Annotated in this window: 24 protein-coding genes; 8 read left to right on the top strand and 16 right to left on the bottom strand. The window is 45.6% G+C overall.

Annotated features, from left to right (window positions below; genetic code table 11):
* Positions 1-124 precede the first annotated feature (124 nt).
* The gene (locus VHA02S_RS12740; protein WP_005446460.1) at positions 125-1,138 is read left to right on the top strand and encodes a DNA cytosine methyltransferase; all 1,014 of its coding nucleotides are present in this window, start codon (positions 125-127) and stop codon (positions 1,136-1,138) included.
* A 107-nt stretch (positions 1,139-1,245) separates the two neighbouring features.
* Here VHA02S_RS12740 and VHA02S_RS12745 read toward each other — a convergent pair whose 3' ends face one another.
* The 4 genes from VHA02S_RS12745 to VHA02S_RS12760 all read right to left on the bottom strand — a co-directional run bounded on the left by VHA02S_RS12745 (position 1,246) and on the right by VHA02S_RS12760 (position 4,999).
* Positions 1,246-2,445 (bottom strand): NupC/NupG family nucleoside CNT transporter, encoded by a 1,200-nt coding sequence (locus VHA02S_RS12745; protein ID WP_005446458.1) that lies wholly within the window; start codon positions 2,443-2,445, stop codon positions 1,246-1,248.
* Between the two features lie 236 nt (positions 2,446-2,681).
* On the bottom strand, positions 2,682-3,626 hold the full coding sequence (locus VHA02S_RS12750) for a LysR family transcriptional regulator (protein WP_005446456.1): 945 nt from the start codon (positions 3,624-3,626) through the stop codon (positions 2,682-2,684).
* A gap of 71 nt (positions 3,627-3,697) precedes the next feature.
* Entirely contained in the window at positions 3,698-4,669 is a 972-nt protein-coding gene (locus VHA02S_RS12755) for a lytic murein transglycosylase (RefSeq protein ID WP_005446455.1), read from the bottom strand.
* 48 nt (positions 4,670-4,717) lie between these two features.
* Positions 4,718-4,999 (bottom strand): YcgL domain-containing protein, encoded by a 282-nt coding sequence (locus VHA02S_RS12760; protein ID WP_005430875.1) that lies wholly within the window; start codon positions 4,997-4,999, stop codon positions 4,718-4,720.
* Between the two features lie 197 nt (positions 5,000-5,196).
* Between VHA02S_RS12760 and minC the strand changes: the two genes are divergently transcribed.
* The 3 genes from minC to minE are packed head-to-tail and all read left to right on the top strand — an operon-like array spanning position 5,197 to position 6,955.
* Positions 5,197-5,859: a septum site-determining protein MinC gene (minC, locus tag VHA02S_RS12765; RefSeq protein WP_005446451.1), complete on the top strand. Its 663-nt coding sequence runs from the start codon at positions 5,197-5,199 to the stop codon at positions 5,857-5,859.
* 17 nt (positions 5,860-5,876) lie between these two features.
* Entirely contained in the window at positions 5,877-6,689 is an 813-nt protein-coding gene (gene minD, locus VHA02S_RS12770; protein ID WP_009700098.1) for a septum site-determining protein MinD, read from the top strand.
* A 2-nt stretch (positions 6,690-6,691) separates the two neighbouring features.
* Complete coding sequence (minE, locus tag VHA02S_RS12775) at positions 6,692-6,955, top strand: cell division topological specificity factor MinE (RefSeq protein ID WP_005437690.1); 264 nt, start codon at positions 6,692-6,694, stop codon at positions 6,953-6,955.
* A gap of 348 nt (positions 6,956-7,303) precedes the next feature.
* Here the strand turns inward: minE and rnd are convergent, their stop codons facing one another.
* From rnd to yoaA, 7 genes are all read right to left on the bottom strand, one after another.
* Positions 7,304-8,422 carry a ribonuclease D gene (rnd, locus tag VHA02S_RS12780; RefSeq protein WP_005437016.1) on the bottom strand — a complete coding sequence of 373 codons (1,119 nt, stop codon included), beginning with the start codon at positions 8,420-8,422 and terminating at the stop codon, positions 7,304-7,306.
* 87 nt (positions 8,423-8,509) lie between these two features.
* Complete coding sequence (fadD, locus tag VHA02S_RS12785) at positions 8,510-10,201, bottom strand: long-chain-fatty-acid--CoA ligase FadD (protein ID WP_005446443.1); 1,692 nt, start codon at positions 10,199-10,201, stop codon at positions 8,510-8,512.
* Between the two features lie 106 nt (positions 10,202-10,307).
* Positions 10,308-11,162 (bottom strand): alpha/beta fold hydrolase, encoded by an 855-nt coding sequence (locus VHA02S_RS12790; protein WP_038898865.1) that lies wholly within the window; start codon positions 11,160-11,162, stop codon positions 10,308-10,310.
* Between the two features lie 6 nt (positions 11,163-11,168).
* Complete coding sequence (locus tag VHA02S_RS12795; RefSeq protein ID WP_009698574.1) at positions 11,169-11,726, bottom strand: Slp family lipoprotein; 558 nt, start codon at positions 11,724-11,726, stop codon at positions 11,169-11,171.
* Between the two features lie 25 nt (positions 11,727-11,751).
* A complete protein-coding gene (locus VHA02S_RS12800; protein WP_005437006.1) occupies positions 11,752-12,057 on the bottom strand; it encodes a hypothetical protein in 306 nt (101 codons plus the stop codon).
* A gap of 60 nt (positions 12,058-12,117) precedes the next feature.
* Positions 12,118-12,819, bottom strand: coding sequence for a tRNA (adenosine(37)-N6)-threonylcarbamoyltransferase complex dimerization subunit type 1 TsaB (gene tsaB / locus VHA02S_RS12805; protein ID WP_005446440.1), 702 nt, complete (start codon positions 12,817-12,819; stop codon positions 12,118-12,120).
* Positions 12,820-12,864: 45 nt separating this feature from the next.
* On the bottom strand, positions 12,865-14,790 hold the full coding sequence (gene yoaA / locus VHA02S_RS12810; RefSeq protein ID WP_009698575.1) for a DNA repair helicase YoaA: 1,926 nt from the start codon (positions 14,788-14,790) through the stop codon (positions 12,865-12,867).
* 217 nt (positions 14,791-15,007) lie between these two features.
* Between yoaA and purU the strand changes: the two genes are divergently transcribed.
* Positions 15,008-15,841 carry a formyltetrahydrofolate deformylase gene (purU, locus tag VHA02S_RS12815; RefSeq protein WP_005428723.1) on the top strand — a complete coding sequence of 278 codons (834 nt, stop codon included), beginning with the start codon at positions 15,008-15,010 and terminating at the stop codon, positions 15,839-15,841.
* A gap of 73 nt (positions 15,842-15,914) precedes the next feature.
* On the opposite strand, the gene VHA02S_RS12820 is transcribed toward purU, so the two are convergent.
* Positions 15,915-16,514: a VOC family protein gene (locus VHA02S_RS12820; RefSeq protein WP_038898866.1), complete on the bottom strand. Its 600-nt coding sequence runs from the start codon at positions 16,512-16,514 to the stop codon at positions 15,915-15,917.
* Positions 16,515-16,734: 220 nt separating this feature from the next.
* Here VHA02S_RS12820 and argS point away from each other — a divergent pair, with 220 nt between their 5' ends.
* The 3 genes from argS to VHA02S_RS12835 all read left to right on the top strand — a co-directional run bounded on the left by argS (position 16,735) and on the right by VHA02S_RS12835 (position 19,673).
* Entirely contained in the window at positions 16,735-18,468 is a 1,734-nt protein-coding gene (gene argS / locus VHA02S_RS12825) for an arginine--tRNA ligase (RefSeq protein WP_005446437.1), read from the top strand.
* A gap of 104 nt (positions 18,469-18,572) precedes the next feature.
* Entirely contained in the window at positions 18,573-19,001 is a 429-nt protein-coding gene (locus VHA02S_RS12830) for an HIT family protein (RefSeq protein WP_005446436.1), read from the top strand.
* A gap of 150 nt (positions 19,002-19,151) precedes the next feature.
* Positions 19,152-19,673: a YqhA family protein gene (locus tag VHA02S_RS12835; RefSeq protein ID WP_038898867.1), complete on the top strand. Its 522-nt coding sequence runs from the start codon at positions 19,152-19,154 to the stop codon at positions 19,671-19,673.
* Positions 19,674-19,782: 109 nt separating this feature from the next.
* Here the strand turns inward: VHA02S_RS12835 and VHA02S_RS12840 are convergent, their stop codons facing one another.
* The 4 genes from VHA02S_RS12840 to VHA02S_RS12855 form a co-directional block, all read right to left on the bottom strand.
* Positions 19,783-20,013 (bottom strand): FeoC-like transcriptional regulator, encoded by a 231-nt coding sequence (locus VHA02S_RS12840; RefSeq protein WP_005382192.1) that lies wholly within the window; start codon positions 20,011-20,013, stop codon positions 19,783-19,785.
* A complete protein-coding gene (feoB, locus tag VHA02S_RS12845) occupies positions 20,010-22,286 on the bottom strand; it encodes a Fe(2+) transporter permease subunit FeoB (protein WP_038898868.1) in 2,277 nt (758 codons plus the stop codon). The genes VHA02S_RS12840 and feoB overlap by 4 nt, the downstream gene beginning before the upstream one ends.
* Entirely contained in the window at positions 22,286-22,513 is a 228-nt protein-coding gene (locus VHA02S_RS12850; protein ID WP_005426705.1) for a FeoA family protein, read from the bottom strand. Before VHA02S_RS12850 ends, feoB begins: the two co-directional genes overlap by 1 nt.
* Positions 22,514-23,289: 776 nt before the next feature.
* A complete protein-coding gene (locus VHA02S_RS12855) occupies positions 23,290-26,667 on the bottom strand; it encodes an AraC family transcriptional regulator (RefSeq protein WP_038898869.1) in 3,378 nt (1,125 codons plus the stop codon).
* Positions 26,668-26,786: the final 119 nt, after the last annotated feature.

Raw genomic sequence — 26,786 nt, forward strand, 5'->3', positions numbered from 1 at the left:
GGTTACTTGGGTATAAGTGCAGCCATACATTCAACTTATTGAAATAACGTGAGAAAAAATCACTGGCCTTATGTACAGTAAGTTGGTACAATACGCCCATTATTTAGACGACATATATCAGAGCATGACACAACGAATCGTTTCTTTTTTTGCTGGGGCTGGTGGCTTAGACCTAGGGTTCGAACAAGCCGGGTTCAATGTAACTTGGGCTAACGAATACGATAAAGATATTTGGGCGACATACGAGAAGAACCATCCTCACACTACGTTGGACAGACGTAGTATCACAAACATTGATGCGGATGAAGTGCCTGAATGTGATGGTATTATTGGTGGTCCACCATGCCAAAGCTGGAGTGAAGCGGGTGCACAACGTGGTATCGAAGACAAGCGTGGTCAGCTGTTCTTCGATTTTATCCGTATCCTAGAAGCGAAAAAGCCCAAGTTCTTCTTGGCTGAAAACGTAAGTGGAATGCAGCACACACGCCATGCAAACGCGCTCAACAACATCAAGCAGATGTTTAAAGATGCTGGTTATGATTTGTATTACCAGATGATGAACGCGGTTGATTACGGCGCTGCGCAAGACAGAAAGCGCGTTATCTTTATTGGCTTCAGAAGTGACTTAAACATCAAGTACACATTCCCAGAACCAATGGAAAAAACAGAACGCCGCACCTTGAAGCACGTGATTGCAGACCTTGATGGAACGGCAGTGCCTGCATTAGACAAGCAGAAGCCAAACCCAGATGTAAAAGTGCTAAACCACGAGTACATGATTGGCGGTTTCTCTACGATGTTTATGTCTCGAAACCGAGTGAGAACTTGGGATGAGCCTTCTTTTACCATTCAGGCTGGCGGTCGCCACGCACCGATTCACCCAGGCGCGCCAAAAATGGAAAAAGTAGAGACAGACAAGTTTAAGTTTGTGGAAGGTCACGAAGACAAATATCGCCGTCTGAGTGTGCGTGAGTGTGCACGAATTCAGGGCTTCCCGAATGACTTTGAGTTCGTTTACAACAATGTTGCAGCGGGCTACAAGATGATTGGTAATGCTGTTGCTGTCCCTTTTGCAAAAGCATTGGCTTTAAGCATTCAAGAGCACCTAGCTCAAGCAAAAGATCTTAAAGCCGCTTAACGAAAAAAAGTATCCCTAAATGCCTTTAGGGATACTCATTTCTTCTCTTTCTATTACTTCAATTGGAAGAAGATCCCCACTTAAGGGAACCTTCCATCGCCTTTCAATTAAAGACTCAGAATCACGCCAGCGATTGATGCACTCATCAGGTTCGCCATTACGCCTGCTGCGATTGCACGGAAACCGTATTTCGAGATGAATGAACGCTTCTCTGGTACGAGTGAGCCTAGACCACCAATCAGCATTGCCATGGTTGAGATGTTTGCGAAACCACACAGTGCGAAGGTTACGATAGCTTGTGAGTGTGCGCTTAGCTGAGACTTCACTTCCATCAGTTGGATAAAGGCAACGAACTCGTTTACTACAATCTTGTTACCGATTAGTGAGCCAGCCACGATAGCTTCATTCCAAGGAATACCTAGCAACCATGCGATTGGTGCGAATAGGTAGCCAAGTACTAGCTCGAAGCTCAGTTCCATACCGAATAGACCGCCGAACCAGCCTAGAATGCCGTTTAGCATCGCGATAACGCTCACGAACGCCAGTAGGGTTGCACCTACCGCCACTGCGATGCGTAAACCAGACATTGCGCCGTCTGCCATTGCTTCAACCACGTTGGTTGCGCGTGGCATTTCTACTTGATCTAGGTCGATATCTGGTGTTGTGGTGTCTGTCTCTGGCATCATGATTTTTGCCATCAGAAGACCCGCAGGCGCAGACATAAATGCCGCTGCGATTAGGAAGTTAAGATCCACACCCAGTGATGCGTAACCTACTAGCGTGCCACCAGCAACCGATGCCAAACCACCAGTCATTACTGCGAAAAACTGAGAATCACTCATGTGCTTCAGGTATGGCTTTACTACAAGCGGCGCTTCAATCATACCAACGAAGATGTTCGCTGTTGCAGATAACGATTCTGCACGACCTGTACCTAGCAAACGCTGAAGACCACCACCGATTAGGTTGATCACTTTTGGCATTAGACCGATGTGGTACAAACCAGAAATCAGTGCCGAGAAGAAGATGATGATACCAAGTACGTTAATCGCGAAGGTAAAGCCGTTGGTCGCAAGACCGCCGAATAGGAACGCGATGCCCTCTTGACCGTAGTTGATTAGGTTAGAAACCGCGCCAGTTACTGCGTTAAGCGCTTCTTTACCCGCTGGTACGTAAAGTACCAATAGCGCGAAGATTACTTGCAGAGCAAAAGCCAAAGACACCGTTCGTAGACGAATGTTCTTACGGTTAGTCGAAAGCAGCCATGCTACGAATAGGATGGCTACGATACCAAGAATTGAGTTCATAAAATGAATCCGACAAAAGGGGGAACAGGAAAGGCGTCGGATTGTATAGAGCGTAAAAAAAGCTGCAAGTTGGGGATGTTAACAGGCTGAGAATCTCGCCTGCTCACTCTTTAACCAGAAAAATAACTCTTTGAATTAAATAAAGATAAACGTTTGCCTAAAGTTATTATTTCCAAATGGAAAAGATGTTTCTGGATTTGGAAAAATTTTGTGATTCAAATCACCTTATGTATTCCCTACTTCGGAATCGAAATATACGGTGCTAATCGCTGATCCCAATGGCAAGGCGATCCGATCTTTTGTTTGATGAACTCGATCACTGCTGAGATCTTTTTCGGCATATGTTGACGGCTTGGGTACACCGCATAAAACGGCATGGATTGGCTGGCTCTCCAATCAGGTAGAAGCTGTATTAGTTTGCCTGAGCGGAATTCATCCCCCAGCAAATAAGTGGCTAAGTAAGCAATCCCCCACCCTGCGATTGCGGCATCACGCACCGCTTCTGCTAAATCGACCGAGTAGTTGCCAGAGACTTTCACGTTGAGCTCTTGCTCGCGATTGGTGAACGCCCAACTGGTGTAGTCACGCTCCCAACTGCGGTAAATAAGGCAGTTGTGCTGCGACAAGTCATTCGGTTCGGTTGGCGTATCGAACTTGAGTAAGTAATCTGGCGAAGCAGCAACCACAAATTGGCAATCTGCTAAGCGCTGAGCAATGTAACCTTCTGGCAAATGTTCATTATTGGTAATCCACAGATCCAAGCCTTCTTCGAGCATATCGACTTTGTAATCGAACAAATGCACTTCGACTTGCAGTTGCGGGTATTTCTCACGAAGTTCTTGAATGGCAGGGATGATGTGCAACGTGCCAAAAGACTGCGACAAACCGAGACGAACCAAACCGGCGACTTCATCGCGTTGGCTTTCCATCTCTAACGTGGCACTGCTAACGGCTTGCACCACTTGTTCACAATGGTGATAGAAGGTTTGCCCCGCTTCGGTTGGCGTGAAGCTGCGCGTGGTGCGTTGCACGAGCTTGATACCCAGTGAAGCTTCCAACTGGCTGAGCTGTTTACTGACGTGAGAAACAGACACGCCTAAGCTCTTTGCCGCAGCGGTAAAGTTTTTATGTTTGATCAACGCCGAGAAGATCACCATTTGTGCAGCACGTTCAGATAACACGCAAACCTCGTTTCAAATAGAGAAAACAAAGGGCTCCGAAGAGCCCCTTTTTATTCGTTTATACATTCAATCTAGAATGTGATGCGGTCAGCTAAATGACTTACCGCCAGTGCGAAGTAGTAAGAGCGGTTCCACTTCATCAACACATTGTAGTTGTTGTACACCAGGTAAGTACGACCGTTCTCATCGTCTGGCATGATCAACCATGCTTTGATGTCTTCGTCCAGCTTAGGAAGTGGGCTGCCATCGTATTTGGTGATGCCAAGCTTGCTCCAGTCTTGCAGGTACTTACCTTTTTCCGCTTCGCGACCTTGCAGGTTGTGGTCAATGCCGTGTGGCACTTTAACCTGACGACCCCAGGTGAACTTATCATCCCAGCCAGATTTGCTTAGGTAGTTCGCAGTAGAAGCAAACACGTCAGCTTCTGATTGCCAGATGTCCTTCTTGCCGTCGCCGTTACCATCCGCGGCAAAGCGTAGGAATGAGCTTGGCATAAACTGACATTGACCCATCGCACCAGCCCAAGAACCTTTGAAGTTCTCTAGCTCGATATGACCTTCATCTAGGATTTGTAGTGCCGCCATGGTTTCTTTACGGAAGAACTCTTCACGGCGACCCTCAAACGCCATGGTCGACAACGCGTCGATCACGCGGAAGTTACCAGTGAACTTACCGAAGTTACTTTCCACGCCCCAAAGTGCAACGATAAATCGCGGCTGCACGCCAAACTCATCACCAATGCGTTTTAGCTCAGCGTAGTGTTCTTTATACAGTTGCTTCGCTTGTTTTACCTTCCACTCAGGTACCGCGCGCGGAATGTATTCATCTAACGTCAGTTTCTTCTCAGGTTGGTTACGGTCGGCTTTGACTGCTCGTGGTTTGTATTCCACATCAGCAAAAGCGGCACTGATCACCTGTTCGGAAATGCCTTTATCACGCGCTTCTGCACGCAATTTATTTAGGTATTCATCAAAGCCATCGCTGCTTGCAAAGGCTGAAGTGCACATACCAACGCTGAGCATTACTGCCAGTATCTTTTTCATATCGCCCTCCTTGAGCGAGGCAGAATTCCCAGATGAAAAGCGGTGACGTTATTCGCCTTTCTGCTGGGCTTTTTGTTCTTTGTATTTTTCTAGTAGGTTTTCCGGCGGAGGCGGAACCTGTAGGAAGAAACCATCATTGATTAGTGACGTTTTCACTTTCTCGACATCAACTTGTGCCAAAGTACGACCATCAAGTTTGATTGTCATCACCGGCATAGGCTTACCGAACATCTGCATTAACGTGTCAGGAACCTGTGAGAAATCATCCTTTTTCGGAATATAGAGATAAGTGCCTTCTTTTCTGGAGCTTTTATAAATAGAACAAAGCATGACGAGCCTTTTGTGCTGATTTACCCGCTTTGAGTGCGGATTTTGTTGAAAACGTAAAATTCTCGCAAACTTGATAGCAAATTTGAGATTAATTCACTTATTTGCCCGCTTGAGAACTTGCTGCGCTAAAGGATGAAATATAACATGACAGACCTAGTTTAAGGCAACGCTCTTTCAATAAAGGCAAGAAGTCCACGATGACCCATTCACCTGACCTTAAAGGTAGCAGTTTTACATTGTCAGTTTTACACCTTTCTGACAACGAGATCGCTAAGACTGTCGAATTTTTGCAAGAAAAGGTTTCTCAAGCACCCTCTTTCTTCGCATCCGCACCTCTGGTTATCAATATAGCAAAAGTAGAAGGCGACATTGATTTCACCACACTTAAACAAGGCATCGCCGATGCAGGGTTTATTCCGGTTGGTGTGACTGGCTGTAAAGATAAGCGCGTTCAAAACCTTGCCTCAGAAGCGGGCTTCGCCATCATGTCTGCGAGCAAATCTCCAACTCAAGCACCAGCGAAAATGGCGCCGACCAAAATCGTTCGTACGCCTGTGCGTTCTGGTCAGCAGATTTACGCCAAAGACGGTGACTTGGTTGTACTAGCACACGTAAGCGCTGGTGCAGAAGTGATTGCTGATGGCTCTATCCACATTCATGGCACTCTACGCGGACGCGCCATTGCTGGGGCGAGTGGTCAACAAGAAGCACGAATTATTTGTCACGATTTACAAGCTGAACTGGTTTCCATTGCTGGAGATTACTGGTTGAGCGATCAAATTGAGAGTGAGTATTGGCAAAAGAAAGTAATGATCAGTAAAGCCGAAGAATCATTACATCTAGAAACACTCACGATTTAGTCTAAAAAGGAAATAAAATGGCACGCATTATTGTAGTAACGTCTGGTAAAGGTGGCGTTGGTAAAACCACTTCAAGCGCAGCCATCGCCTCTGGTCTGGCTCTTAAGGGCAAAAAGACTGCGGTGATCGATTTTGATATCGGCTTGCGTAACCTCGACCTTATCATGGGCTGTGAACGCCGCGTGGTGTATGACTTTGTTAACGTCATCAACGGTGAAGCAACGCTTAACCAAGCGATGATTAAAGACAAGCGCACAGATAACCTATTCATTCTTCCAGCTTCTCAAACACGTGATAAAGACGCGCTAACCAAAGATGGCGTGCAACGTGTGTTCACTGAGTTGGATGAAATGGGCTTCGAATTCATCATCTGTGACTCGCCAGCAGGTATCGAGCAAGGAGCTCTGATGGCGCTGTACTACGCAGATGAAGCGATTGTGACAACGAACCCAGAAGTGTCTTCGGTACGTGATTCTGACCGCATCCTAGGTATTTTGGATTCTAAGTCTCTACGTGCTGAGCAAGGTCTTGAGCCTGTTAAGCAGCACCTATTGCTGACGCGTTACAACCCATCTCGCGTAACACAAGGTGAAATGCTAAGCGTTGAAGACGTAGAAGAGATCCTACACATTTCTCTACTGGGCGTGATTCCAGAAAGCCAAGCAGTTCTAAACGCATCAAACAAAGGTGTGCCAGTGATCTTTGACGAGAACACAGACGCAGGCATGGCTTACTCTGATACGGTAGACCGCCTACTGGGCAACCAGGTTGAATTTCGTTTCCTTACCGAGGAGAAGAAAGGAATCTTTAAACGACTATTCGGAGGCTAGAAATGTCACTATTAGAATTTTTCCGCCCGCAAAAGAAAACTTCTGCGAATCTAGCCAAAGAGCGTTTGCAGATCATCGTTGCTGAGCGTCGTAGCCAGAACGATCCTGCGCCTTCTTACTTGCCTCAATTGAAAGAGGACATCTTGAAGGTGATCAGCAAATACGTTGCGATTGATCCAAACATGGTGGATTTGACGTTTGAGCACAAGGACGATGATATTTCGGTTCTTGAGCTAAACGTGAAGTTGCCAGAAGACGAGAAGTAATTACTTTTCGACTTTGCTTGAGAGTCTTCCTCTTCGTCATTCTGGACAGCGAGGTACGAGCGCGATTCAGAATCTATTACCAGAGTACTCGGCTTGGTGAAAGAAGGTTTTGGCTTTAAAGCGGGCTGTCAGTAGATTCCTAGTCTCACTTAAGCTTTTGGCTTTCACCCAGCTTCGCTGGAATGACTCAAGACCCCTTCGTCATTCTGAACAGCGAGGCACGAGCGTGATTCAGAATCTACGACTAGCGTGCTCGGGTTGTTGAAAATAGGTTTTGGCTTCAAAGCCAATTACAAATGCGTGTTACAAAAAAGGTTGGCGATAGTGCCAACCTTTTTTATTTGGTACTTACTTCAGCACCTTATTCATCTTCTCGCCGAGTAATTCAAGACGCCAGCCTTGCATCACATCCGGTAGACGCGCTGGATCGCGGTCTTTCTTCCATACCCAACTGATGATTTGGTTGATCTGCTTTTTAGACGCCAAGAACTCGGTCGCCAAGCCTGATTTTTGCGATGCTACCTTCACCACATCTTTCATGTTCTTGAAGATTTGCTTGTAGCCTGGGTAATCCATCAAACGTTCGATTTTCGCTGGGTAATCATCGGCAGGAGTTTGCTTTGCACTTTTCACGATAGCCGCAATTCGTGCGCCATGGCGGTTAATCGCACGAATGTCGATGCCTTCCGCTTCCATCTTCTTAAAGTTTGTCAACCCAAGGCGAGCCACCGTCAGCAAGTCGCCTTCTTTGAAGATGAAGTTCAACGCTAGGTCACGCTTAATCGCTTCGCGGTAGCGCCAAGTCGCCAAAGGCTTAAGAATCGCTAGTTCAGCCGGTCTTAGTTGCCATGCACCTTTGATATCTAGGTAGACGGTTTCTTCATTTAAGTTACGAATACGCTTTGATACAAGCAGGTCACTCTCTTGCTGAACCGCTTCCCACCAGCCTGCTTCGTTCACTTTATCTAATAGCTTCTCGTAAAGAGGCATTAGGTAGTGTACGTCGGCCGCGGCGTAATCAAGCTGCTTTTGAGTAAGTGGGCGCGCCATCCAATCAGTGCGAGATTCGCTCTTATCTAGCTCCACGCCTAGGTATTCTTCCACCAGCGTAGCAAAGCCCGTCGACAGACCGTGACCCAAAAATGCTGCCATCAACTGAGTATCCACCATTGGGAATGGTGTGCAGCCAAAGGCATTTTGGAAGACTTCTAAATCTTCACCACACGCGTGCAGTACTTTTAGCACTGAGGTGTCTTTTAGCAACTCGACGAACGACGTCATGTCAGTCAGTTCGGTCGGGTCGATAAGGGAAAGTTGTTTGCCATCGAAAAGCTGAATCAAACCTAGTTGCGGATAGTAAGTCCTGATTCGCACGAATTCGGTATCCAGCATAACTACGTCGGCTTCTCTTGCTAGAGCGCAGACTTCTTCTAGGTCTTTGTTTTTCGTAATGATCTGATAGTTCACATGCTTCTCGCTATAAAAAAATGCCAGCAAAACGCTGGCATTCTAACACTATTTGGCAATAAATGATTGTTGCACAAAGAAATCCGCTTATGCGCTCTTCTTCGCTAGCTCTGCATCGTTCTCTTCACGCAGTACGCGACGAAGGATCTTACCTACGTTGGTCTTAGGTAGATCTTCACGGAACTCAACCAACTTCGGCACTTTGTAGCCAGTTAGGTGTTGGCGACAGTGTGCAATCACTTCGTCTTTGGTTAGGCTCGGATCGCGTTTTACAACGTAGATCTTCACCAACTCGCCAGACACTTCGTGAGGCTGACCGATTGCCGCGACTTCTAGCACTTTTCCGTGTAGAGCAACCACGTCTTCGATTTCGTTCGGGTAAACGTTAAAGCCAGACACAAGAATCATGTCTTTCTTACGATCAACAATGTGTAGGAAACCTTCATCATCAAACTTAACGATGTCACCCGTCGATAGCCAACCGTCTTCGTTGATCACTTCTTTGGTCGCTTCTGGACGCTGCCAGTAACCTTGCATCACTTGAGGACCGCGAACTTGAAGCTCACCTGTCTCAGTATTTGCTAGTGCGTTACCTTCTTCATCAACAATACGTACTTCAGTTGATGGCACAGGCAGACCGATAGAACCGTTGTATTCCACTAGGTCGTGCGGGTAAGCCGCCACCAATGGAGAACATTCTGTTAGACCGTAACCTTCTAGTAGGTAACAGCCTGTGGTCTTTTGCCATTTTTCAGCGACGGCACGTTGCACTGCCATACCACCACCTACTGCTAGGCGAAGGTTTCTGAAATCTAGCTCATGGAAGTCTTCGTTGTTCACTAGTGCATTAAACAGCGTGTTTACGCCAGTAATCGCAGTGAACTGGTATTTTTGCAGCTCTTTCACAAAGCCCGGAATATCACGCGGGTTAGTGATAAGCAGGTTGTTACCACCCATCTCAACGAACAGTAGACAGTTCACCGTCAGCGCGAATACGTGGTAAAGCGGCAGCGCCGTAACAACAAGCTCGCGACCCGGAGACAATACAGGACCATAAGCACCTTTCGCCTGCATTACGTTAGCGATCATGTTGCGGTGCGTCAGGATTGCGCCTTTCGCTACGCCCGTTGTACCACCAGTGTACTGTAGGAATGCGATATCATCGCCAGACATAAATGGTTTCACGTACTGAAGACGACGACCTTTGTGCAGCGCTTTACGCATTGAGATTGCACCCGGTAGATCGTACTTAGGCACCATGCCCTTCACGTACTTAACCACGAAGTCGACAAGCGTACCTTTTGCACGTGGCAACATTTGACCAAGGCTGGTCAGAACCACGTGTTTCACTGGCGTGTTTTCTACGATTTGCTCTAGTGTGTTCGCGAAATTAGAAACGATAACGATCGCTGTTGCGCCAGCATCGTTTAGCTGGTGCTCAAGCTCACGAGGAGTGTAAAGTGGGTTCACGTTCACAGCGATACAGCCTGCACGCAAAATACCAAATAGCGCGACAGGGTATTGAAGCAGGTTTGGCATCATAAGAGCAACGCGGTCGCCCTTCTTCAGCTTAAGTTCGTTTTGTAGGTATGCGGCGAATGCGCGGCTACGCTCTTCCAATTTGCGGAAGGTCATGACCGAGCCCATGTTCATGAATGCCGGCTGGTCTGCGTATTTTTGAACAGACTGCTCGAACATTTCTACCAAAGACTCATATTGCTCTGGATTAATGGTTTCAGGTACGTCACTTGGATAACGTGAAAGCCATGGTTTATCCACGATGTTACTCCTCGTTTATAACTGGCTAAAAAATAGCGTCCTTTTTATTTTGAGCACTATTACAGCACAGCAAACGTGCTTGAGCACGTAACTCTCAAACACTTGTTTAAATTTTGTTAACTACACCAAGAATTCGCTTTGCGACCTCGAGTGTTTGCTCTAAATGGCAATGATGCCCACCCGCGACAGAAACCACATTCGGTGGATTTTCGCCCCAATCGACTTGGTTAGACTGTAAATGCTGAAATCCTTTGTCACCCAATATGATTAGGTGCGGACAGCGTATTTGGCTGGTGATCGAGTTCGCGTGGTCCTGTGCCATGCGATAAAGAGAATCGCACTTTAATTTGGCATCGTGTCGCCAAAACCATTGGTTCTCGCGACATTCAGTTCCGCGCTCTACGATTGACATCAACTGCTCGGCGGTCAGGTGATTCGCTTGCATGCGTAGCTTTAACGCCAGATCGAAAGAAGCGATAGCTCGCTCCGGTTTGTTGCGTTGACGTTGCCGGCTAAGGACACCATCACGCAGTCGTTTTACGCTATTGGAAGGTTGTTCTGCGAGTGGACCCGCTCCTTCAATTTGCACTAACGCTTCGACCTGTTCAGGAAAGGCAGCACTATAGCAACTTGCGATTAAAGCGCCTAGTGAATGCCCTACTAACACCAGTCTGTTTGGCGATAATTCATCCAATAATTGGTGTAAATCAGCAATATAGTCGTGGAAGGGGTAGTAATTGTCTGAGGATTTATGACTGGATAAGCCATGACCAAATAGGTCAATTGCCAGTAGATGAAGATCAGGGTTGTGCTGATGGATGGCGTTCATCAAGGTTTTGAAGCTACCCGCGTTATCCATCCACCCATGAAGAAAAACGACTGAACAAGCAGTCGTTTTTTCGTTTCCGATCTCTAAGGCTGCCATGCTCCCATTTGGGAGTTCGAAACGGCGCTCATTCATCACAGATTATTTAACCTTCTTGATCACCTTGCCATCTTGCGGGAAATCCGAACGCATCATGCGACAGTTAATGGAGTAACAAGGGTAGTAATAGGTTGGCGTGTCATACATACGTACACGCTCTTCAATCTTCCATAAACGGTAGCCATCGCCTTTGATGACAGGGAAGATGTATTGGTGCTCGCCAATTTTGCCTTCTTCTTCGCCCGCACCTTTACCCACCACGGTAATGATTCGACCTTTACTGAAAGCAACTGGCTCTAAGTAACCATCAAAATAAACCGCGAAGCGACCCGTTGGTTCTTGATCGATGTCCGGCTTGCCTGATTTGCTGATTGGCAGATTTACGATCTCCAGACGCGTTTGGTCTTTCAAGTTATCCACTTTCGCGATAACACCACCAAGACGGACATCGTTAGCAGCCTGTCCTTGGTCTTCAGCAAAGGCTTTGTAATCCGTCAAAACCTGCTCGGTGCTTGCATTCAGCTCTTCAGGAAGAGAACTACAGGCAGAAAGCCCGAATGCTGCGATAATAACCAGAAAAATACGTCCAGAAAGTTTCATAAACCCCCACTATAAATTCGTTGTTTTACACATAGATATCGACACCAAGTAATTGAGCAAGTTCCTCTTTCTTCGCTCGATTCATGACGTCCATATACTGTTCCATTGCTTTGCGAGCATGACCCTCGGGCAAATCATATTGCACTTGAGCGCGATGAATCTGAGACTCATCCACTTGCTTAATGGAATGCGCGACAGCGTTCGCCACCTTAGAAGGTTGACCAACGGGCTGCTTATCTTGAGCTTTCTTTACCTGCCCTTTTTTACCGACTTTATTGGTGCGATTTGCACCCGGTATTAACGCAGGAGGTAAACCATTGATAGACGCCATAACGCTCCATAAAAATACAGGGCGAACGCCCTGCACTTTGTCATATCATTGAAAGACCGATTATTCGCGACCCGGAAGTTTCTTCCACGTCACATTATCACGCAGATAAACCGGGCTTGATTCTTCTACTGGAACTGTGTTGCCTTTCTTAAGCTCCTGCTCAGCAAGAATCACAATGTCTTGTGAATCAGGGTAAAGCACATCACCGCTCGTTAAGTTGAGTGGCAGTTTGCCAAGATCTTCTTGGTAAGCATCCCAACCAGTACCTGCTTTAGTCCACGTTTTGTCGTCTGCTTGCGCTTCTTCCGCAAGTCGTGCTGGTGGAATAACGCATTCTGCATCCACACCCGCCCATTCACCGTTTTCTTGGCGAGTGTAACGTGCCCAGTAAACTTCACTCATACGCGCATCAATCGCAACCGCAACATCCGTTGCACCGTGCAGGCGGTAGCTTGCTTGTGCCATCGCAGCCAGCGTTGAAACGCCAATCATTGGTAAGTCAGCACCAAACGCCAAACCTTGCGCGATACCAATACCGATACGAACACCAGTAAAGCTGCCCGGACCACGACCAAACGCCAATGCGTCTAAATCTTGTAGAGTTAGACCGGCTTCTTTCAGTACTTCGTCTACCATAGGCAGTACTTTCTTAGTGTGGTCACGAGGAGCCACTTCACTACGTGAAATCACTCGGTCATTAACCAGTAGCGCAACTGAACAGTTCTCAGTTGCCGTATCGATAGCAAGAATTTTTGCGCTCATGTAACTCTCTACAATTCTTCTTTAATTTATTGATGCCACAGCGCATTAGTCTGCGGCAGGTTGTTCTGTTTTTAGGAATGTTTTGATTCGTTCTAAATCCCGTGTTCTTGGGATGGGCGGTAAACTGCCAAGGAAGATGCCACCATAATCACGCGTCACCAAACGGTTGTCGCAAATGATCAAAGCTCCATGGTCTTTTTGGTCTCGAATCAAACGTCCTACGCCCTGCTTTAACGTGATAACCGCATCTGGGATTTGCACTTCTGCAAACGGCTCACCACCACGTAATCGACAATCTTCGATTCGGGCTTTGAGTAGCGGGTCATCAGGGGCAGTAAACGGTAATTTGTCGATGATAACACAGCTCAGCGCATCACCTCTAACATCGATCCCCTCCCAGAATGCACCCGTCGCCACCAGCAATGCATTACCTAGCTCCATAAACTCGGCAAGGGTCTTTTGTTTGCTCATCTCACCTTGCATCAGCACAGGCAGATCCAATACTTCACGGAAGCGTTCACCAAGCTCACGCATCATGCTGTGCGAAGTACAAAGGAAGAAACAACGCCCATCGTTCTCTTCAATCACAGGCGCAAGCATTCGCACCAGTTTGTCGGCTAAGCCAGGGCTGTTTGGCTCTGGTAAATAACGAGGTACACACAAGCGTGCTTGCTTCTCGTAATCAAACGGAGATGGCAACGAAAACTGCTGCTTCGGCTTCAAGCCGAGACGGTCGGTAAAGTGTTTAAAGTCGCCCGATACCGCTAGGGTTGCAGAAGTAAAAATCCACGCGCCTTGTTTGATTTCGATTTGCTCATGGAATTTGTCCGCCACCGATAGCGGCGTAATGTGCAAAGCAAAGTGACGTGGAGAAGTGTCATACCAGTATGAGTAACCGGTAATATCGACATCACAAACGCGATCAATTCGTCCTTTGATCAGGTTGGCACGCTCAAAGGCGGTATCCAGCAATTGGCTTCGACCTAGCGCCAGTTTCAATACATCAATCGCCAAATCTAAGCTATCGGTTAAACGCACTAATTCACGTTTGATCGATTCCGATTGCAACGCTTCACGCCAGTTACCACGAAAGCCCGGCTCACCTAACACGATGCGCATATCCATGGCACTTTGCATCAGCTTATCGCCGACTTTTTGTAGTTGGCGCATATCTTTTGCTTCTGTACGGTAGGCAATCTCAATGTCTTTGGCGAGCTCTTGGATCTGACGGCTAGAGATCGACTGCCCGAAATATTCGCTGGCAATGTCTGGAAGCTGGTGGGCTTCGTCGAAGATAAACACGTCAGCTTCTGGGATCAATTCACCAAAGCCGGTTTCTTTGATCGCAAGGTCTGCAAGGAACAAGTGGTGGTTAACGACAACAATGTCTGAATCCATTGCTCGTTTGCGTGCTTTTAAGACGAAACAATCGGTGTAGCTCGGACACTCTTTGCCCAAACAGTTGTCGTTGGTTGAAGTAATGGTCGGGATGATCATGCTGTCTTCTGGCAGATCCTCACAGTCCCCTAAATCGCCCGTTTTGGTCTCAGACGACCAAGTTCGGACTTTAACCAATTGAGTCAACAGTGTTGGATCGGCTTCATTGGTATGGCTCTCGACCATTTGTCGGCTAAGACGATCCAAACATAAGTAGTTGGAGCGACCTTTTAGTAACGCAACTTGTCCATAAAAGCCTAAAGCACTGACCATCAACGGCAAGTCACGGTGATACAACTGCTCTTGCAGGTTCTTCGACCCGGTACTGATGATGACTTTTTTGCCGCTTAATAGCGCAGGTACAAGGTAAGCGAAGGTCTTCCCCGTTCCCGTTCCTGCTTCAACCACCAGCTGAGTTTGGTCTTTGATCGCACTGCTGACAGCTTCTGCCATATCGATTTGTGGCTGGCGAGCTTGAAAGCCCGGAATGGCTTTGCCTAACGCGCCCTCAGAGGAGAATGTTTTTGCGATCATGCCTGACATCTGGTTGGAAAAATTGTCGTGAGTATATCAGGAGTTGAGTGTAAACATCAGCCAACAAAAGCACTAGGTTTTAGCATCGCGCGGATAATTTGTTGAAACCGCGCCGAGAATAGATTATTTATGAAGTCAGATTGCAGTACGATTCACGCTTCTGACGTGACCCTTTTATTCGTACGCTAGAAAAATAATGCATGGAAGTATCTGATTTATGGAAAAGAAAACACTGTTAACCCATTGTTCTGACGCACCGGGTTTGATCTCAAAAATCACCAATATCTGTTATAAGCATCAGCTGAATATCGTTCATAATAACGAGTTTGTTGATAACACCAGTGGGCACTTTTTCATGAGAACCGAGTTGGAGGGGTACTTCAACGATCAAACGCTACTCGCCGATTTAGACCAAGCACTGCCACAAGGTGCAAAACGCAAACTTATCAGCTCTCGCCGCAAACGCATCGTTATCCTAGTAACCAAAGAAGCGCACTGTCTAGGTGATATTCTGATGAAGACTTACGATGGCAGCTTAGATGTTGAAATTGCTGCAGTTGTTGGTAACTACGACAAACTGCAAACACTCACGGAGCGTTTTGATATTCCTTACCATCACGTTACTCACGAAGATCTTAGCCGTGAAGAGCACGAGCAGAAGATGCTTGAAGTGATTGATCAATACGATGCCGATTATCTTGTACTAGCGAAGTACATGCGTGTTCTCACTCCGACTTTCGTAGAGAAATACCGTCACAAGATCATCAATATCCACCACAGTTTCTTACCCGCGTTTATCGGTGCTAAGCCATACCAACAAGCTTATGACCGCGGTGTGAAGATCATCGGTGCAACAGCGCACTTCGTGACAAATGACTTGGATGAAGGTCCAATCATCAAGCAGGACGTTATTCCAGTGGATCACACGTTCAGCGCACAAGATATGGCGCAAGCAGGTCGCGATGTAGAGAAGAACGTATTGAGCAAGGCTTTGAATAAAGTGATCAATGACCACGTTTTTGTTTACGGCAATAAGACGGTTATTCTTTAAGTCATCACATTTGAAAAAAGAAAGGGTTGCTCATTTGGCAACCCTTTCTTCTTCATAGTTGTTAAGAGCTCACTTATTCAACCTGCTCAGACTTCACAATACGCTTAAGTGAATGCGGGTGCAGCTTGATACAAATGCCTTGATACTTAAACGCCACCGTTGGATTGTTCAAGCGTTCACCTTCCCCTTTAGGACTCGACAGTTTGATCTTCACACCTAGCTCTTCTAACTCGTCAAAACACGCGCCAAACGCTGGGTAAGTGTGTTTCAAATCAGCAAGAAACTCGTCTGCGGTTTCGGCATGAGACGGAATTACAAACTCCACATGTTCCCAGCTTTCGCTTGGATAGATTTTGCCTTCCGCAGGGTATGGCAGCTCAAGACACTCTATCTTCCAGCCACGGCTTTCTAACGCTTTGTCGAATTCAATAACAATAATCGGGCGACCGTTGATTTTCGCTTGTGAAATTACCTTGCCGTATTGATTCCATGCTTCATGCGCGGCTTTCGCTGTTTCAGTATCATTAATACGCAGCGCAATATGGTCAGCTTGAGCAAAGCTCAGATCCAGTTTTAACAGGGATGCAAGCTCTTCAATCTTCGCCATAAATGCATCCAGATCTTGGATCATCAATTCAGGCGCTAGGCGTTTTTCAACTAGTTGAGTCGTCATTGTGGCTCTCTTATGGGGCGATTTATCTCATTACTCTGAGCGCAATAGTAAACGCAAACCAAGCCACATTTCCATTCAATCGAAAAAGTATAAATTTCCCCAATTCCTCTCTGTATGAAAAGCAATAAAGTTGTTATCATTAGCCCCATTTTTGTGAACTCCAACAGAACTCGGCACTTACTTCGCCGAGTTCTTCGTCCTTGAATTGAAGGAAACGCGTGTGAATATCCAAGCACTTATTAATGACAAAGTATCTCAGGCTCTAGAAGCCGCTGGCGCACCTGCAGGTAGTCCTGCGGCAGTACGCCAATCAGCAAAGCCACAATTTGGTGACTACCAAGCAAACGGCGTAATGGGCGTTGCTAAAAAACTGGGTACTAACCCACGAGAATTTGCACAGAAAGTACTGGATGTTCTAGACCTAGATGGTATTGCGAGCAAGACAGAAATCGCTGGTCCTGGTTTCATCAACATTTTCCTAAGCGAAGAGTTCCTAGCAAAACAAGCGGAAGCAGCATTGGCTGATTCACGTCTTGGCGTTGCAGCAGACGAAGCTCAAACTATCGTTGCTGACTACTCTGCACCAAACGTTGCTAAAGAAATGCACGTTGGTCACCTACGTTCAACCATCATCGGTGATGCAGTAGTACGTACTCTTGAGTTCCTAGGTCACAAAGTGATCCGTGCGAACCACATCGGTGACTGGGGTACTCAGTTCGGTATGCTTATCGCAAACCTTGAGCGTGTACAACAAGAGTCTGGCGAAGTTTCTATGGAGCTGGCTGACCTTGAAGGCTTCTACCGTGAGTCTAAGAAACTGTACGACGAAGACGAAGAGTTCGCAGTGAAAGCACGTAACTACGTTGTGAAACTGCAAAGCGGCGACGAGTTCTGCGCAGAAATGTGGAAGAAGCTGGTTGACGTAACCATGATCCAAAACCAACGTAACTACGATCGTCTAAACGTATCTCTATCTCGTGATGACGTAATGGGCGAGAGCATGTACAACGACATGCTACCTAAGATCGTAGCGGACCTTAAAGCACAAGGTCTTGCAGTTGAAGATGACGGCGCGCAAGTTGTGTTCCTTGAAGAATTCAAGAACAAAGACGGCGAAGCGATGGGCGTTATCGTTCAGAAACGCGACGGCGGCTTCCTATACACAACAACGGACATCGCATGTGCGAAATACCGTTACGAAGAACTAGGCGCAGACCGCGTACTTTACTTCATCGACTCTCGTCAACACCAACACCTAATGCAAGCTTGGACTATCGTTCGTAAAGCGGGCTACGTACCAGAGTCAGTATCTCTTGAGCACCACGCGTTCGGTATGATGCTAGGTAAAGATGGTAAGCCATTCAAGACTCGTGCAGGCGGTACGGTTCGTCTTGCTGATCTTCTTGATGAAGCAGAAGTTCGCGCAGCACAGCTGATCGAATCTAAGAACCCAGAACTAGCAGAAGACGAGAAGAAAGCGATCGCTAACACGGTTGCAATGGCAGCGGTTAAATACGCAGACCTTTCTAAGCACCGCACCACAGACTACGTGTTCGATTGGGACAACATGCTAGCGTTCGAAGGTAACACTGCACCTTACATGCAATACGCTTACACTCGCGTAGCATCTGTATTCGCTAAAGCTGGCGTTTCTATGGATGATCTACAAGGTGAAATTAAGATCACTGACGAGAAAGAAAAAGCGCTTATTGCAAAACTTATGCAGTTCGAAGAAGCAGTTCAATCTGTTGCTCGCGAAGGTCAACCACACATCATGTGTAGCTACCTATTCGAACTAGCAGGTCAGTTCTCTAGCTTCTACGAAGCGTGCCCTATCCTAGTTGCTGAAGACGAAGCTGTGAAACAAAGCCGTCTGAAACTAGCAGCGCTAACAGCGAAGACCATCAAGCAAGGTCTGTCTCTACTAGGTATTGATACTCTAGAGCGTATGTAAGCGATTCTAGAATCGAGACGATTTAGAAAGGTTGGCGTGAAAGCGTCAACCTTTTGTTTTATCTGGCGTATACTGATGTCATTCAATTCAAATCGGATAATATAATGAGTTTTGAACTGCACCCTCAATTGGCAAAAGACACTACCGTTATCGGTCACTTCCCACTGTGTGTGGCACTTCTGCATAAAGACAATGCCGTGCCATGGGTTATCTTGGTACCAAAACGTGCAAACCTAAAAGAGCTTCACCATTTGCCAATGAAAGAACAGCAACAGTTTTTGCTAGAGTCTCAGGCAGTAAGCCAAGCACTAGAAGCAACATTCCGTCCAGACAAGTTAAACCTAGGCGCACTAGGTAACATGGTACCTCAGCTACACATTCACCATATTGCTCGCTTCAAAGATGACGTAGCATGGCCGGGACCAGTTTGGGGCAACACCAAAGGTGAATTCCGTACAGAAGAAGAGCAAAACGAATTGCTTGGCCGTATTAAAAACGTGCTATCACTGAGCTCTATTTTCCAAAAAGCATAGCCGCTGTCAGCGAAAATAATTCGCCTTTGAATACGGCTGAAACAGACAGAGAAAGATTAATACGCATTTGTAACAATCTTTCTCATTTTTCTAGGATTATCACTAAAATAAAACTTGTTTAGACTGCCAACTCAGTTAGAGAGGGTCATCATGAAACAAGTCTTCAACACATTCCGATACGTCAGCTGGATCGCCATCATCTGTTCTATGGCTGCTTCATTCTTGCTTTTTGTTATGGGCGCAGCAAAAACCTATTCGGCATTTGCGGTCTTCATTCTCAATCAAACACCTCCAGAAGCACTCGCACATTTAGATAAAGCAGACATCGCGATCGCGTATTTGATCAAATCACTGGATACGTTTCTTGTCGCACTAGTTTTGTTCATCTTTGCTCACGGCATCTACACACTGTTTATTTCCAACAAAGCTAAAGCGAAAACACAAGAACAGTCGGTTTTGCATTGGATCAGAGCCCCAAACATCGGTCACCTAAAAAACATTTTGGCTGAAGTCATCATCGTGATCTTGTTTGTGAAGTTCTTAGAGCTCGTGCTGATTAACTTCGACAGCTTAGATTGGACGATCTTAACATTACCTATTTCGATTTTAGTTTTAAGTCTTGGTTTGAAGTTCCTAGGGTTAGGCGCGACTAAACACTCTGAAATGCATTAATTTCGCTGTATTCACAAACAATAACCAGCAAAAGAAAAGCCGCATCATTGCTGATGCGGCTTTGTCGTTTTTATGGAATAGCTTTTTAGGTGACTAATTTTGACAATCGCTACATGGTGACTGTCAAAGACAAACCATCTTGTTTAGTCACTGAGTAGCGAACACGAGTCACGTCATGAGCTTTATTAGTGTCGACTAGGCGGCTAATTTTGCCCTTCTTAATCCACACGTTTAACATCGCGTCAGCGCCATCTTCACTCATCCCAAACTGTTTAGCCAGATCTGACTGGGAGACGGTTCCTTTGTCTGCAATGTATTGATAAAGCTCTTTTAAAATCATGCTACTTGCGCCTCTAATGCACCGTTTTGTTTCTTACCAACTTGTTTGAACACGCGGTAGGTACCAAAGAAGATAGCAACGATCACAGCCATCCAAATACCACTTGTTACTGGGCTATCTGCGAAATGCGTCAATTGGTTGTAGAACGTCGCACATAGGTAAGCTAAGCCCATTGTCCAAACCGCGATAAAGCGTGCGAACTTATGACCAAACTCACGTACGTAAGCACCCATCGCCGCCACACAAGGTGTGTACAGTAGGATAAAGATTAGGTAAGCAAATGCGGCATTGCCAGAAGCAAACTGCGATTTGATGTTACCGAAGATAGAAGCATCGACTTCTTGTTCTTCTGCAACTGCATTTGAGTCAGTTAAGTCACCCACTTCAATGCCTAGTGGATCTGAGTAGCTCAAACCGGCTAGGTTTTCAGGGATACTCATTACTGCCTCTTCTAGGCTGCCCATTAGGTCAAATTCTGCGTCTTCACCATCGCTTGGTGTAGTGTATAGGCTGTTAAGCGTACCAACTACCGCCTCTTTTGCGAAGATACCGGTAATGATACCTACCGTCGCCGGCCAGTTGTCTTCTTGAACACCGATTGGCGCGAATACTGGAGTCACAACTTGCGCTGCTTTAGAAAGCACAGAGTTTTCGCTGTCTTCGTTACCAAAGCTGCCATCAGTACCCAATGAGTTGAAGAAACTCAGAATAGCAACAACGATAACGATGGTTTTACCTGCACCAAGAACGAAGCGCTTTAGCTTTTGCCAAGTTTTGATCACCACGTTTTGTAACGTTGGAAGCTCATAGTCAGGCATTTCCATTACTAGGCTGTCACTGCTACCTGGGTAAAGCGTGTGCTTAAGGAAAAGCCCCGTGAAGATCGCTGCCACAATACCAAGTAGGTAAAGTGCGAATACAATGTTCTGACCAGAACCTGGGAAGAATGCCGCAGCGAATAGTGCGTATACTGGTAGACGAGCACCACATGACATAAATGGCGCCATAGATGCAGCTAGTTTACGCTCACGCTCTTGATCTAGAGTACGGGTTGCCATGATTGACGGTACGTTACAGCCAAAACCAAGAACAAGCGGTACGAATGCTTTGCCTGGTAAACCAATCTTCTGCATCACTTTATCTAGTACGAATGCGGCACGAGCCATGTAGCCTGAGCTTTCTAGTACCGCTAAGAACAAGTACAAACACGCGATAACTGGAATAAAGGTTGCAACCGTTTGGATACCACCACCAATACCATCAGCAAGCACCGTCACTAACCACACAGGCAAATGACCGTCTAACAAGTGGTGTCCACCATCAACCAACAGAGCACCGACACCGATATCAAAGAAGTCGATGAACGCACTACCAATGTTGATAGAGAACATGAACATTAGGTACATAACAATGAAGAAGAATGGAATGCCCACCCACTTGTTCAAGATAAATTGGTCTAGCTTTTCAGTCACACTGCGACTTAGCTTGCCCTCACTGCGACGTACTTTCTTACACTCTTCATGAAGGTGTGTGTATTTTGTATCTGCAACATGTAAGTCAACATCAAGCTCAAGTTCTGCAATTGTGTTTTCAACGCTATTGCGATCAGCATCCGACATGCTGTTAAGAACCAGTGCATCTTTTTCCAGTGCACGAATTGCTAGAGCACGGTTAGAAACGGTTTGATCATTGAAAAGAGCCGAAACGTTGTTGATCGCCGCTTCCATTTGTTCGCCGTAATTCAAAGCGATGTCTTTTAGTGCAACACCTTGAACCACTGACTTGTGCAACTTCTCTTTAAATTCTGCAACTTGTGCTTTATTTGTCGCTGATAGGCTAACGACTGGACAACCCAAGGTTTTTTCTAGTTCTACAACATTGATGACTTGGCGTTCACGCTTAAGTGCGTCCATTTTGTTTAATACAACAATCATAGGACGACCAAGTTCACGCAGTTGTAGCGTCATGTATAAGCTGCGCTCAAGACTCGTTGCGTCTACTACGTTGATAATCAGATCAGCAGGGTGCGTCAAAACCGCACGCGATGCGATAGATTCGTCGATACTATTGCTATCATTGCCACTGTCGAGAGAGTAGATACCCGGAAGGTCCGTCAGAAGAAATTCATCACCAGCATGTTTGAACTGACCAGTTTTCTTTTCAACCGTTACACCAGCCCAGTTACCAACTTGTTGTTTTGCACCAGTCAGGCCATTAAAAAGTGTGGTTTTACCGCTGTTTGGGTTACCAACAGTAAGAATTTGGTATTGCATTATGCTCGCTCCACTTCGATGTTTTGCGCAATAGTCTCTCGTAATGCAACAGAAACACCACGAACTTCAACTTGCAGTGGGTCTCCCATTGGTGCGCGTCGAATAACTTTAACCTCAGTATTAGGAAGTAGTCCCATTACCATTAGCTTTTTTCTGACGTCCGACGTAAGTCCTTCTAACAACCGAATTGTCACTGTTTCGCCAGGTTTGATTTCTGATAGCTTCATAGTGGCCCTTAAGAGTAGTGCAAATGATAAATATTATTATTAATAGTATAGGGCGCTAATGTTACTCTTCTATACCCTCTCATTCATTGTGTGAAATCAAAGATTTCATTAATGCTTTTGGCGAAATCTAACGTCAACTCCGTTAATTAATTTCACGTCATTTTCGTCAAAATTGAATATTTTCAGACAAATGTAAATTAACACAAGCGTAACATTTGCAGTTTCGAAAAATTAAAAAATCAATAAATTCAGCACCTTAAATAGAAAAAGGCAACTTGTCGCTTTTCTCACATAAAGCTGTCGTTATTTTTATAAGAAAAATAAGTAAGGTCTCGTATAGTTAACCCATCGAGAGACAACAGCCTCTCAAAAGAATTCCAGAGGTGGCATGGCAACATGTCACTCCGGCAGCAAGCGAAGGTGTCATTGACACCCGTGGTATAGTCCCCCCGGCTATACCACGATATTTTTTTTCTTCTCTTTCTTCATTCGCTTCTCAATTAAGTCCCAATAATTCCTAAACGTTTTACTCGAACAAATCCCTGTTATTCTCATTATCTATCACAACACTATATCGCCATTGTGCTGCACGTACTCTGCGTTATATAGCTCGAGCCCTTTATCACGCATCACGCATCACGCATCACGCATCACGCCAGACTAAATGTCATTCCCTTGTGTCCAGAATCTATATTGAGCTCTTTACGATACCGTTTACCTTACAGACGTAAAAAAGCCCAACGCTAAGGCTGGGCTCGGTAATGTCGAATTAAGAGCTAGAGGCTTGTTTGGCTCTCTTGAGTCATTGCGAACTTAGAAGGTGGCAGCCCGAAATGTAGCTTAAACTTCTGGCTAAAGTACGACGGGTCATTAAAGCCGCAGTTAAAGGCAACTTCACTGATCTTCTCACCAGCGAGCAATTGTTCACAGGCGGTTTCCAACCTAACTTCCGTTAAGTAGTCTTTCAATGTTCGTGAAGAAGCAGATTTAAATCGTCGTTGTAGGCTTCTTTCTGACATATAGAGCATCTTCGCTGCAGACGCTGTACCAAATTCTGGGTCGTGATAATGTTCTGCGACAAGTTGATACACTTTCATCAACCATTCTTGTTCCGGCGATGTATCTTGCTGTGGTTTCTCTACTTCTGCAAACTCCGGCAAGACCTCTTCGACATGACTCGGTTCTTGAGCACATGGCCACGTGATTTCAATTTTATTTTGAGCATCCGACGCAAACATAGATAAATGACCACCGCTGACCGCCACCAATTGAGGCAAATTATCCATACTTAAATCAACATTGCTGCTATTTGATGGTCGCATCGTCGAAGCCTTACTCGGTAACTGGGTACCATGATCGATAAAACTTAACGAGACAATGTCATTCCCCTCCTCCAATACCAACTTAACCGACTGCCCTCTAAAAGAGCGTTTAATAATATTGGCGAAGATGCTGTTAAAAATGACATCAAGATTAAAGCTTTCGAGTGAAATCCGGCTCGCTTTGTTGTCATCTTCTAACTCAACACTAATGCCAGCTTTAGTGAAGTCCTCTCGCCACACATCAACGACGGACTGGGTAATCTGGCTTAAGTTATAGTTTTGACTACCATTGCTGGTATCTTCTGGTGAGCTCTTAAGCTCGTTCAATTGCCAATAGGTTTTAGAAAGGTGATCTTGAGTTACTGAATCTAAATCCAGTGGAAGCTTATGGGCAATCGAATCCACACTAGATTTAATTGATTGTGCAACATGGTCCACCAGCAAGTTTCTCACTTGAATTTGCTTTCTAAGCTGTTGATTGCTCGTCAATAGAACTCGACTTTGATGACGTAACTGATTGGTTTTTAATGTCACCTGCGCCGCTAGATCACGGTTCGCTTGCAATACAAATCGCGAACGCCAGTACATCAGGAGTGCTAACGTTGCGATCGTAATTAACGTAAATCCAGATATTGCCAACTTTGACAAATACCAAGGCTTGAGTACCGTAAACTTAGATTCAAGTCCAATCAAACCAGAGGCGAGCTGTGAGTCATTACTTACTTGAAGGTGATAATCTCCGGAATTTAAGTGCTCTAGTGTTAACTGTCCACCTTCCAGAGATTGCCATTGTTCACTCTCATTCAAGCGATAGTAGAGGTTTTGGTTATCTGGTTTTGGCATCACACCAAACAAGAAACTCAATGAAGACCCATAAGGCAACTTCATATCTTCTAAGTCAGAGCTTCCTACTTGAACAACATCATTTTCCAACATGACTTGGCTAACAATAAGTTTGGACTCTGGCGTATTAGACACTAGCAGTTTTGATGAATCAGCTTTCACTAAACCGTATTGAGATCCAAAGATAAGTTGGCGGTCACTATCCTCTGAACGTCGAATCAGATTACAAACGCCTGGAAGAAATTCATTATTAATTAAGCCTGAAGAAGAGGAATAGTGCTTCATCAACTGACCGGAGAGATGGTAATAGCTTAACCCTACCGATGAAGCGAGCCAAACCCCTTCAGAATCACTCAGTAAACAAGCGGACCGAGAGTTTGAAACACTCATTTCCATCACCTGCTTTTCGTTACGACCCGGGATGGTTCGAAAAACACCGTAAGCAGATGCAAACCATTGAGAGCCATCATTAGCAGTAATGATATCAAGCGACTCTCCATACTTTTCAGAGAAACGGTTAAAACGAATCCGCTCTCCATCATACTCATAGACACCGTGATCGGTACCAATCAGCAGCAACTCTTCTTTGTCATACAAACGAGTAATTTTGGCAGGTAGATACTGACTCACTAACCAGTCACTGCCAAAGTTACGCATTTCTTGCTTTTCAGCGTCGATATTAAACAGTTGATAACCACTTGATACCCACAATCGGCTCGCCCCGTCAGCCACAATATGATCAACGGCTCGTCCTGCAATGACTTGCAAATACGGGAAGGTCATTGGGGTTAAGTTCTCAAGATCGAATATCTCAAGGCCATTTGCTGTCGCTATCCATAACTTATCACCTTGAAAAGCGAACTCATTAATCTGAGAAGATAAATCTAAAACCTCACTAATTGCCTTAGGTCCTGAGCGATAAAGCTTATGATCATCAGCAAACCAAAGCGCACCATCAGGTCCCGTCAACGTTTGGCGGATTCGCCCAGAAAGTGTCAATTGATCGTAACTACTGAACGTTGTTCGCTCGAATTTTTTACTAAATAATGAGTAATAACGAATGCCTTGGTTGGTAGCAATCCACATACCGCCCATGTTGTCGTTCAATAACGAGTAGATCTTAGTGGTCGCTAATTCCAGCTCAAGGAAGCTTGCCGGGGTGACTTGAGTTACATCTCCGCTTAAGAACGAATACAAATAAAGCCCTTGCTCCGTTCCGACCCAATACTCTTGGTTGGTTTCTGCAAATGTAAGAACGTGAGATGTACCAATTCGAATGACAGGTTTATCTGGTTCGGAGATATTAAAAATCAGCGCGCCTTTTAGCGTTCCGACCAGAATCTCTCGACGAGTATGTGAGTAATACACTTTTTCTATGTAGTGTTTACCCGACGAAACAACATGGTTGAACTTGCTCCCCTCTGATAGATATACACCTGATGTCGTCGCTAACGCCCACTTCGTTTCGACGAAAATGGCGTCATTAATATAGACGTAACTGTTGTTACTATGCTGATAGAGTTGCAGTAAAGAGAAGGAGTTAAGTTCACTGGTTTCAATATTGTAGGTATAGAAATGCGCGCCGTCACTAACCCAGATAAAATTGCCAGATGAGCCAATCTTACGAATTTGAGAACCAGGATTGAGACTAAAGACCAAGCGACGTTCTTGGTTAGGGTAAGTCTGATATACCTCGTTTTCGATAAACGTCCAGAATGAGCCTTTGTGGTATGCCAGTTGTTCTACTTTCGCTCGTAGAAAACTGCCTGATTTTGGCAAAGTGGTTTGCCCATCATAAAACAGCACCCGTCCGTGGACATCGTGAATCCAAAGCCCACCATGCTCACCCGGGAACAATTTTTTTGCCGCAATAAAAGTCCCCTTAACCTGATTTGGCAAAGGGTAAAAGATCGCATTCGCTTCACTTGAAGCAAACGCTTGAAATGAGAGGATAAAAGCCCAGAAAAAGAGGGCTAATTGGCGCAGCAAGATAAAATCCTTACATGTATCAATACGTGCGACTCATGGTTCACTCATGCCTTCCATAGCTAAGTGTCTATATGGTTATTTTGAGCCGCTAATTATTGATAATGATATCTCAAATCCTT

It is taken from the genome of Vibrio harveyi NBRC 15634 = ATCC 14126 = KCTC 12724 (assembly GCF_001591145.1).
GTDB lineage: Bacteria > Pseudomonadota > Gammaproteobacteria > Enterobacterales > Vibrionaceae > Vibrio > Vibrio harveyi.

Bases quoted from the DNA above. Each gene is read 5' to 3' on its own strand.
- VHA02S_RS12795 (WP_009698574.1), bottom strand. From the start codon at position 11,726: ATGAAACTTTCTGGACGTATTTTTCTGGTTATTATCGCAGCATTCGGG.
- VHA02S_RS12745 (WP_005446458.1), bottom strand. From the start codon at position 2,445: ATGAACTCAATTCTTGGTATCGTAGCCATCCTATTCGTAGCATGGCTG.
- purU (WP_005428723.1), top strand. From the start codon at position 15,008: ATGGAAAAGAAAACACTGTTAACCCATTGTTCTGACGCACCGGGTTTG.
- tsaB (WP_005446440.1), bottom strand. From the start codon at position 12,819: ATGAGCGCAAAAATTCTTGCTATCGATACGGCAACTGAGAACTGTTCA.
- yoaA (WP_009698575.1), bottom strand. From the start codon at position 14,790: ATGATCGCAAAAACATTCTCCTCTGAGGGCGCGTTAGGCAAAGCCATT.
- VHA02S_RS12850 (WP_005426705.1), bottom strand. From the start codon at position 22,513: ATGAAGCTATCAGAAATCAAACCTGGCGAAACAGTGACAATTCGGTTG.
- VHA02S_RS12800 (WP_005437006.1), bottom strand. From the start codon at position 12,057: ATGGCGTCTATCAATGGTTTACCTCCTGCGTTAATACCGGGTGCAAAT.
- minC (WP_005446451.1), top strand. From the start codon at position 5,197: ATGACCCATTCACCTGACCTTAAAGGTAGCAGTTTTACATTGTCAGTT.
- VHA02S_RS12760 (WP_005430875.1), bottom strand. From the start codon at position 4,999: ATGCTTTGTTCTATTTATAAAAGCTCCAGAAAAGAAGGCACTTATCTC.
- feoB (WP_038898868.1), bottom strand. From the start codon at position 22,286: ATGCAATACCAAATTCTTACTGTTGGTAACCCAAACAGCGGTAAAACC.
- VHA02S_RS12790 (WP_038898865.1), bottom strand. From the start codon at position 11,162: ATGAATGAGCGCCGTTTCGAACTCCCAAATGGGAGCATGGCAGCCTTA.
- VHA02S_RS12740 (WP_005446460.1), top strand. From the start codon at position 125: ATGACACAACGAATCGTTTCTTTTTTTGCTGGGGCTGGTGGCTTAGAC.
- VHA02S_RS12835 (WP_038898867.1), top strand. From the start codon at position 19,152: ATGAAACAAGTCTTCAACACATTCCGATACGTCAGCTGGATCGCCATC.
- VHA02S_RS12820 (WP_038898866.1), bottom strand. From the start codon at position 16,514: ATGACGACTCAACTAGTTGAAAAACGCCTAGCGCCTGAATTGATGATC.
- VHA02S_RS12840 (WP_005382192.1), bottom strand. From the start codon at position 20,013: ATGATTTTAAAAGAGCTTTATCAATACATTGCAGACAAAGGAACCGTC.
- VHA02S_RS12755 (WP_005446455.1), bottom strand. From the start codon at position 4,669: ATGAAAAAGATACTGGCAGTAATGCTCAGCGTTGGTATGTGCACTTCA.
- VHA02S_RS12830 (WP_005446436.1), top strand. From the start codon at position 18,573: ATGAGTTTTGAACTGCACCCTCAATTGGCAAAAGACACTACCGTTATC.
- minD (WP_009700098.1), top strand. From the start codon at position 5,877: ATGGCACGCATTATTGTAGTAACGTCTGGTAAAGGTGGCGTTGGTAAA.
- minE (WP_005437690.1), top strand. From the start codon at position 6,692: ATGTCACTATTAGAATTTTTCCGCCCGCAAAAGAAAACTTCTGCGAAT.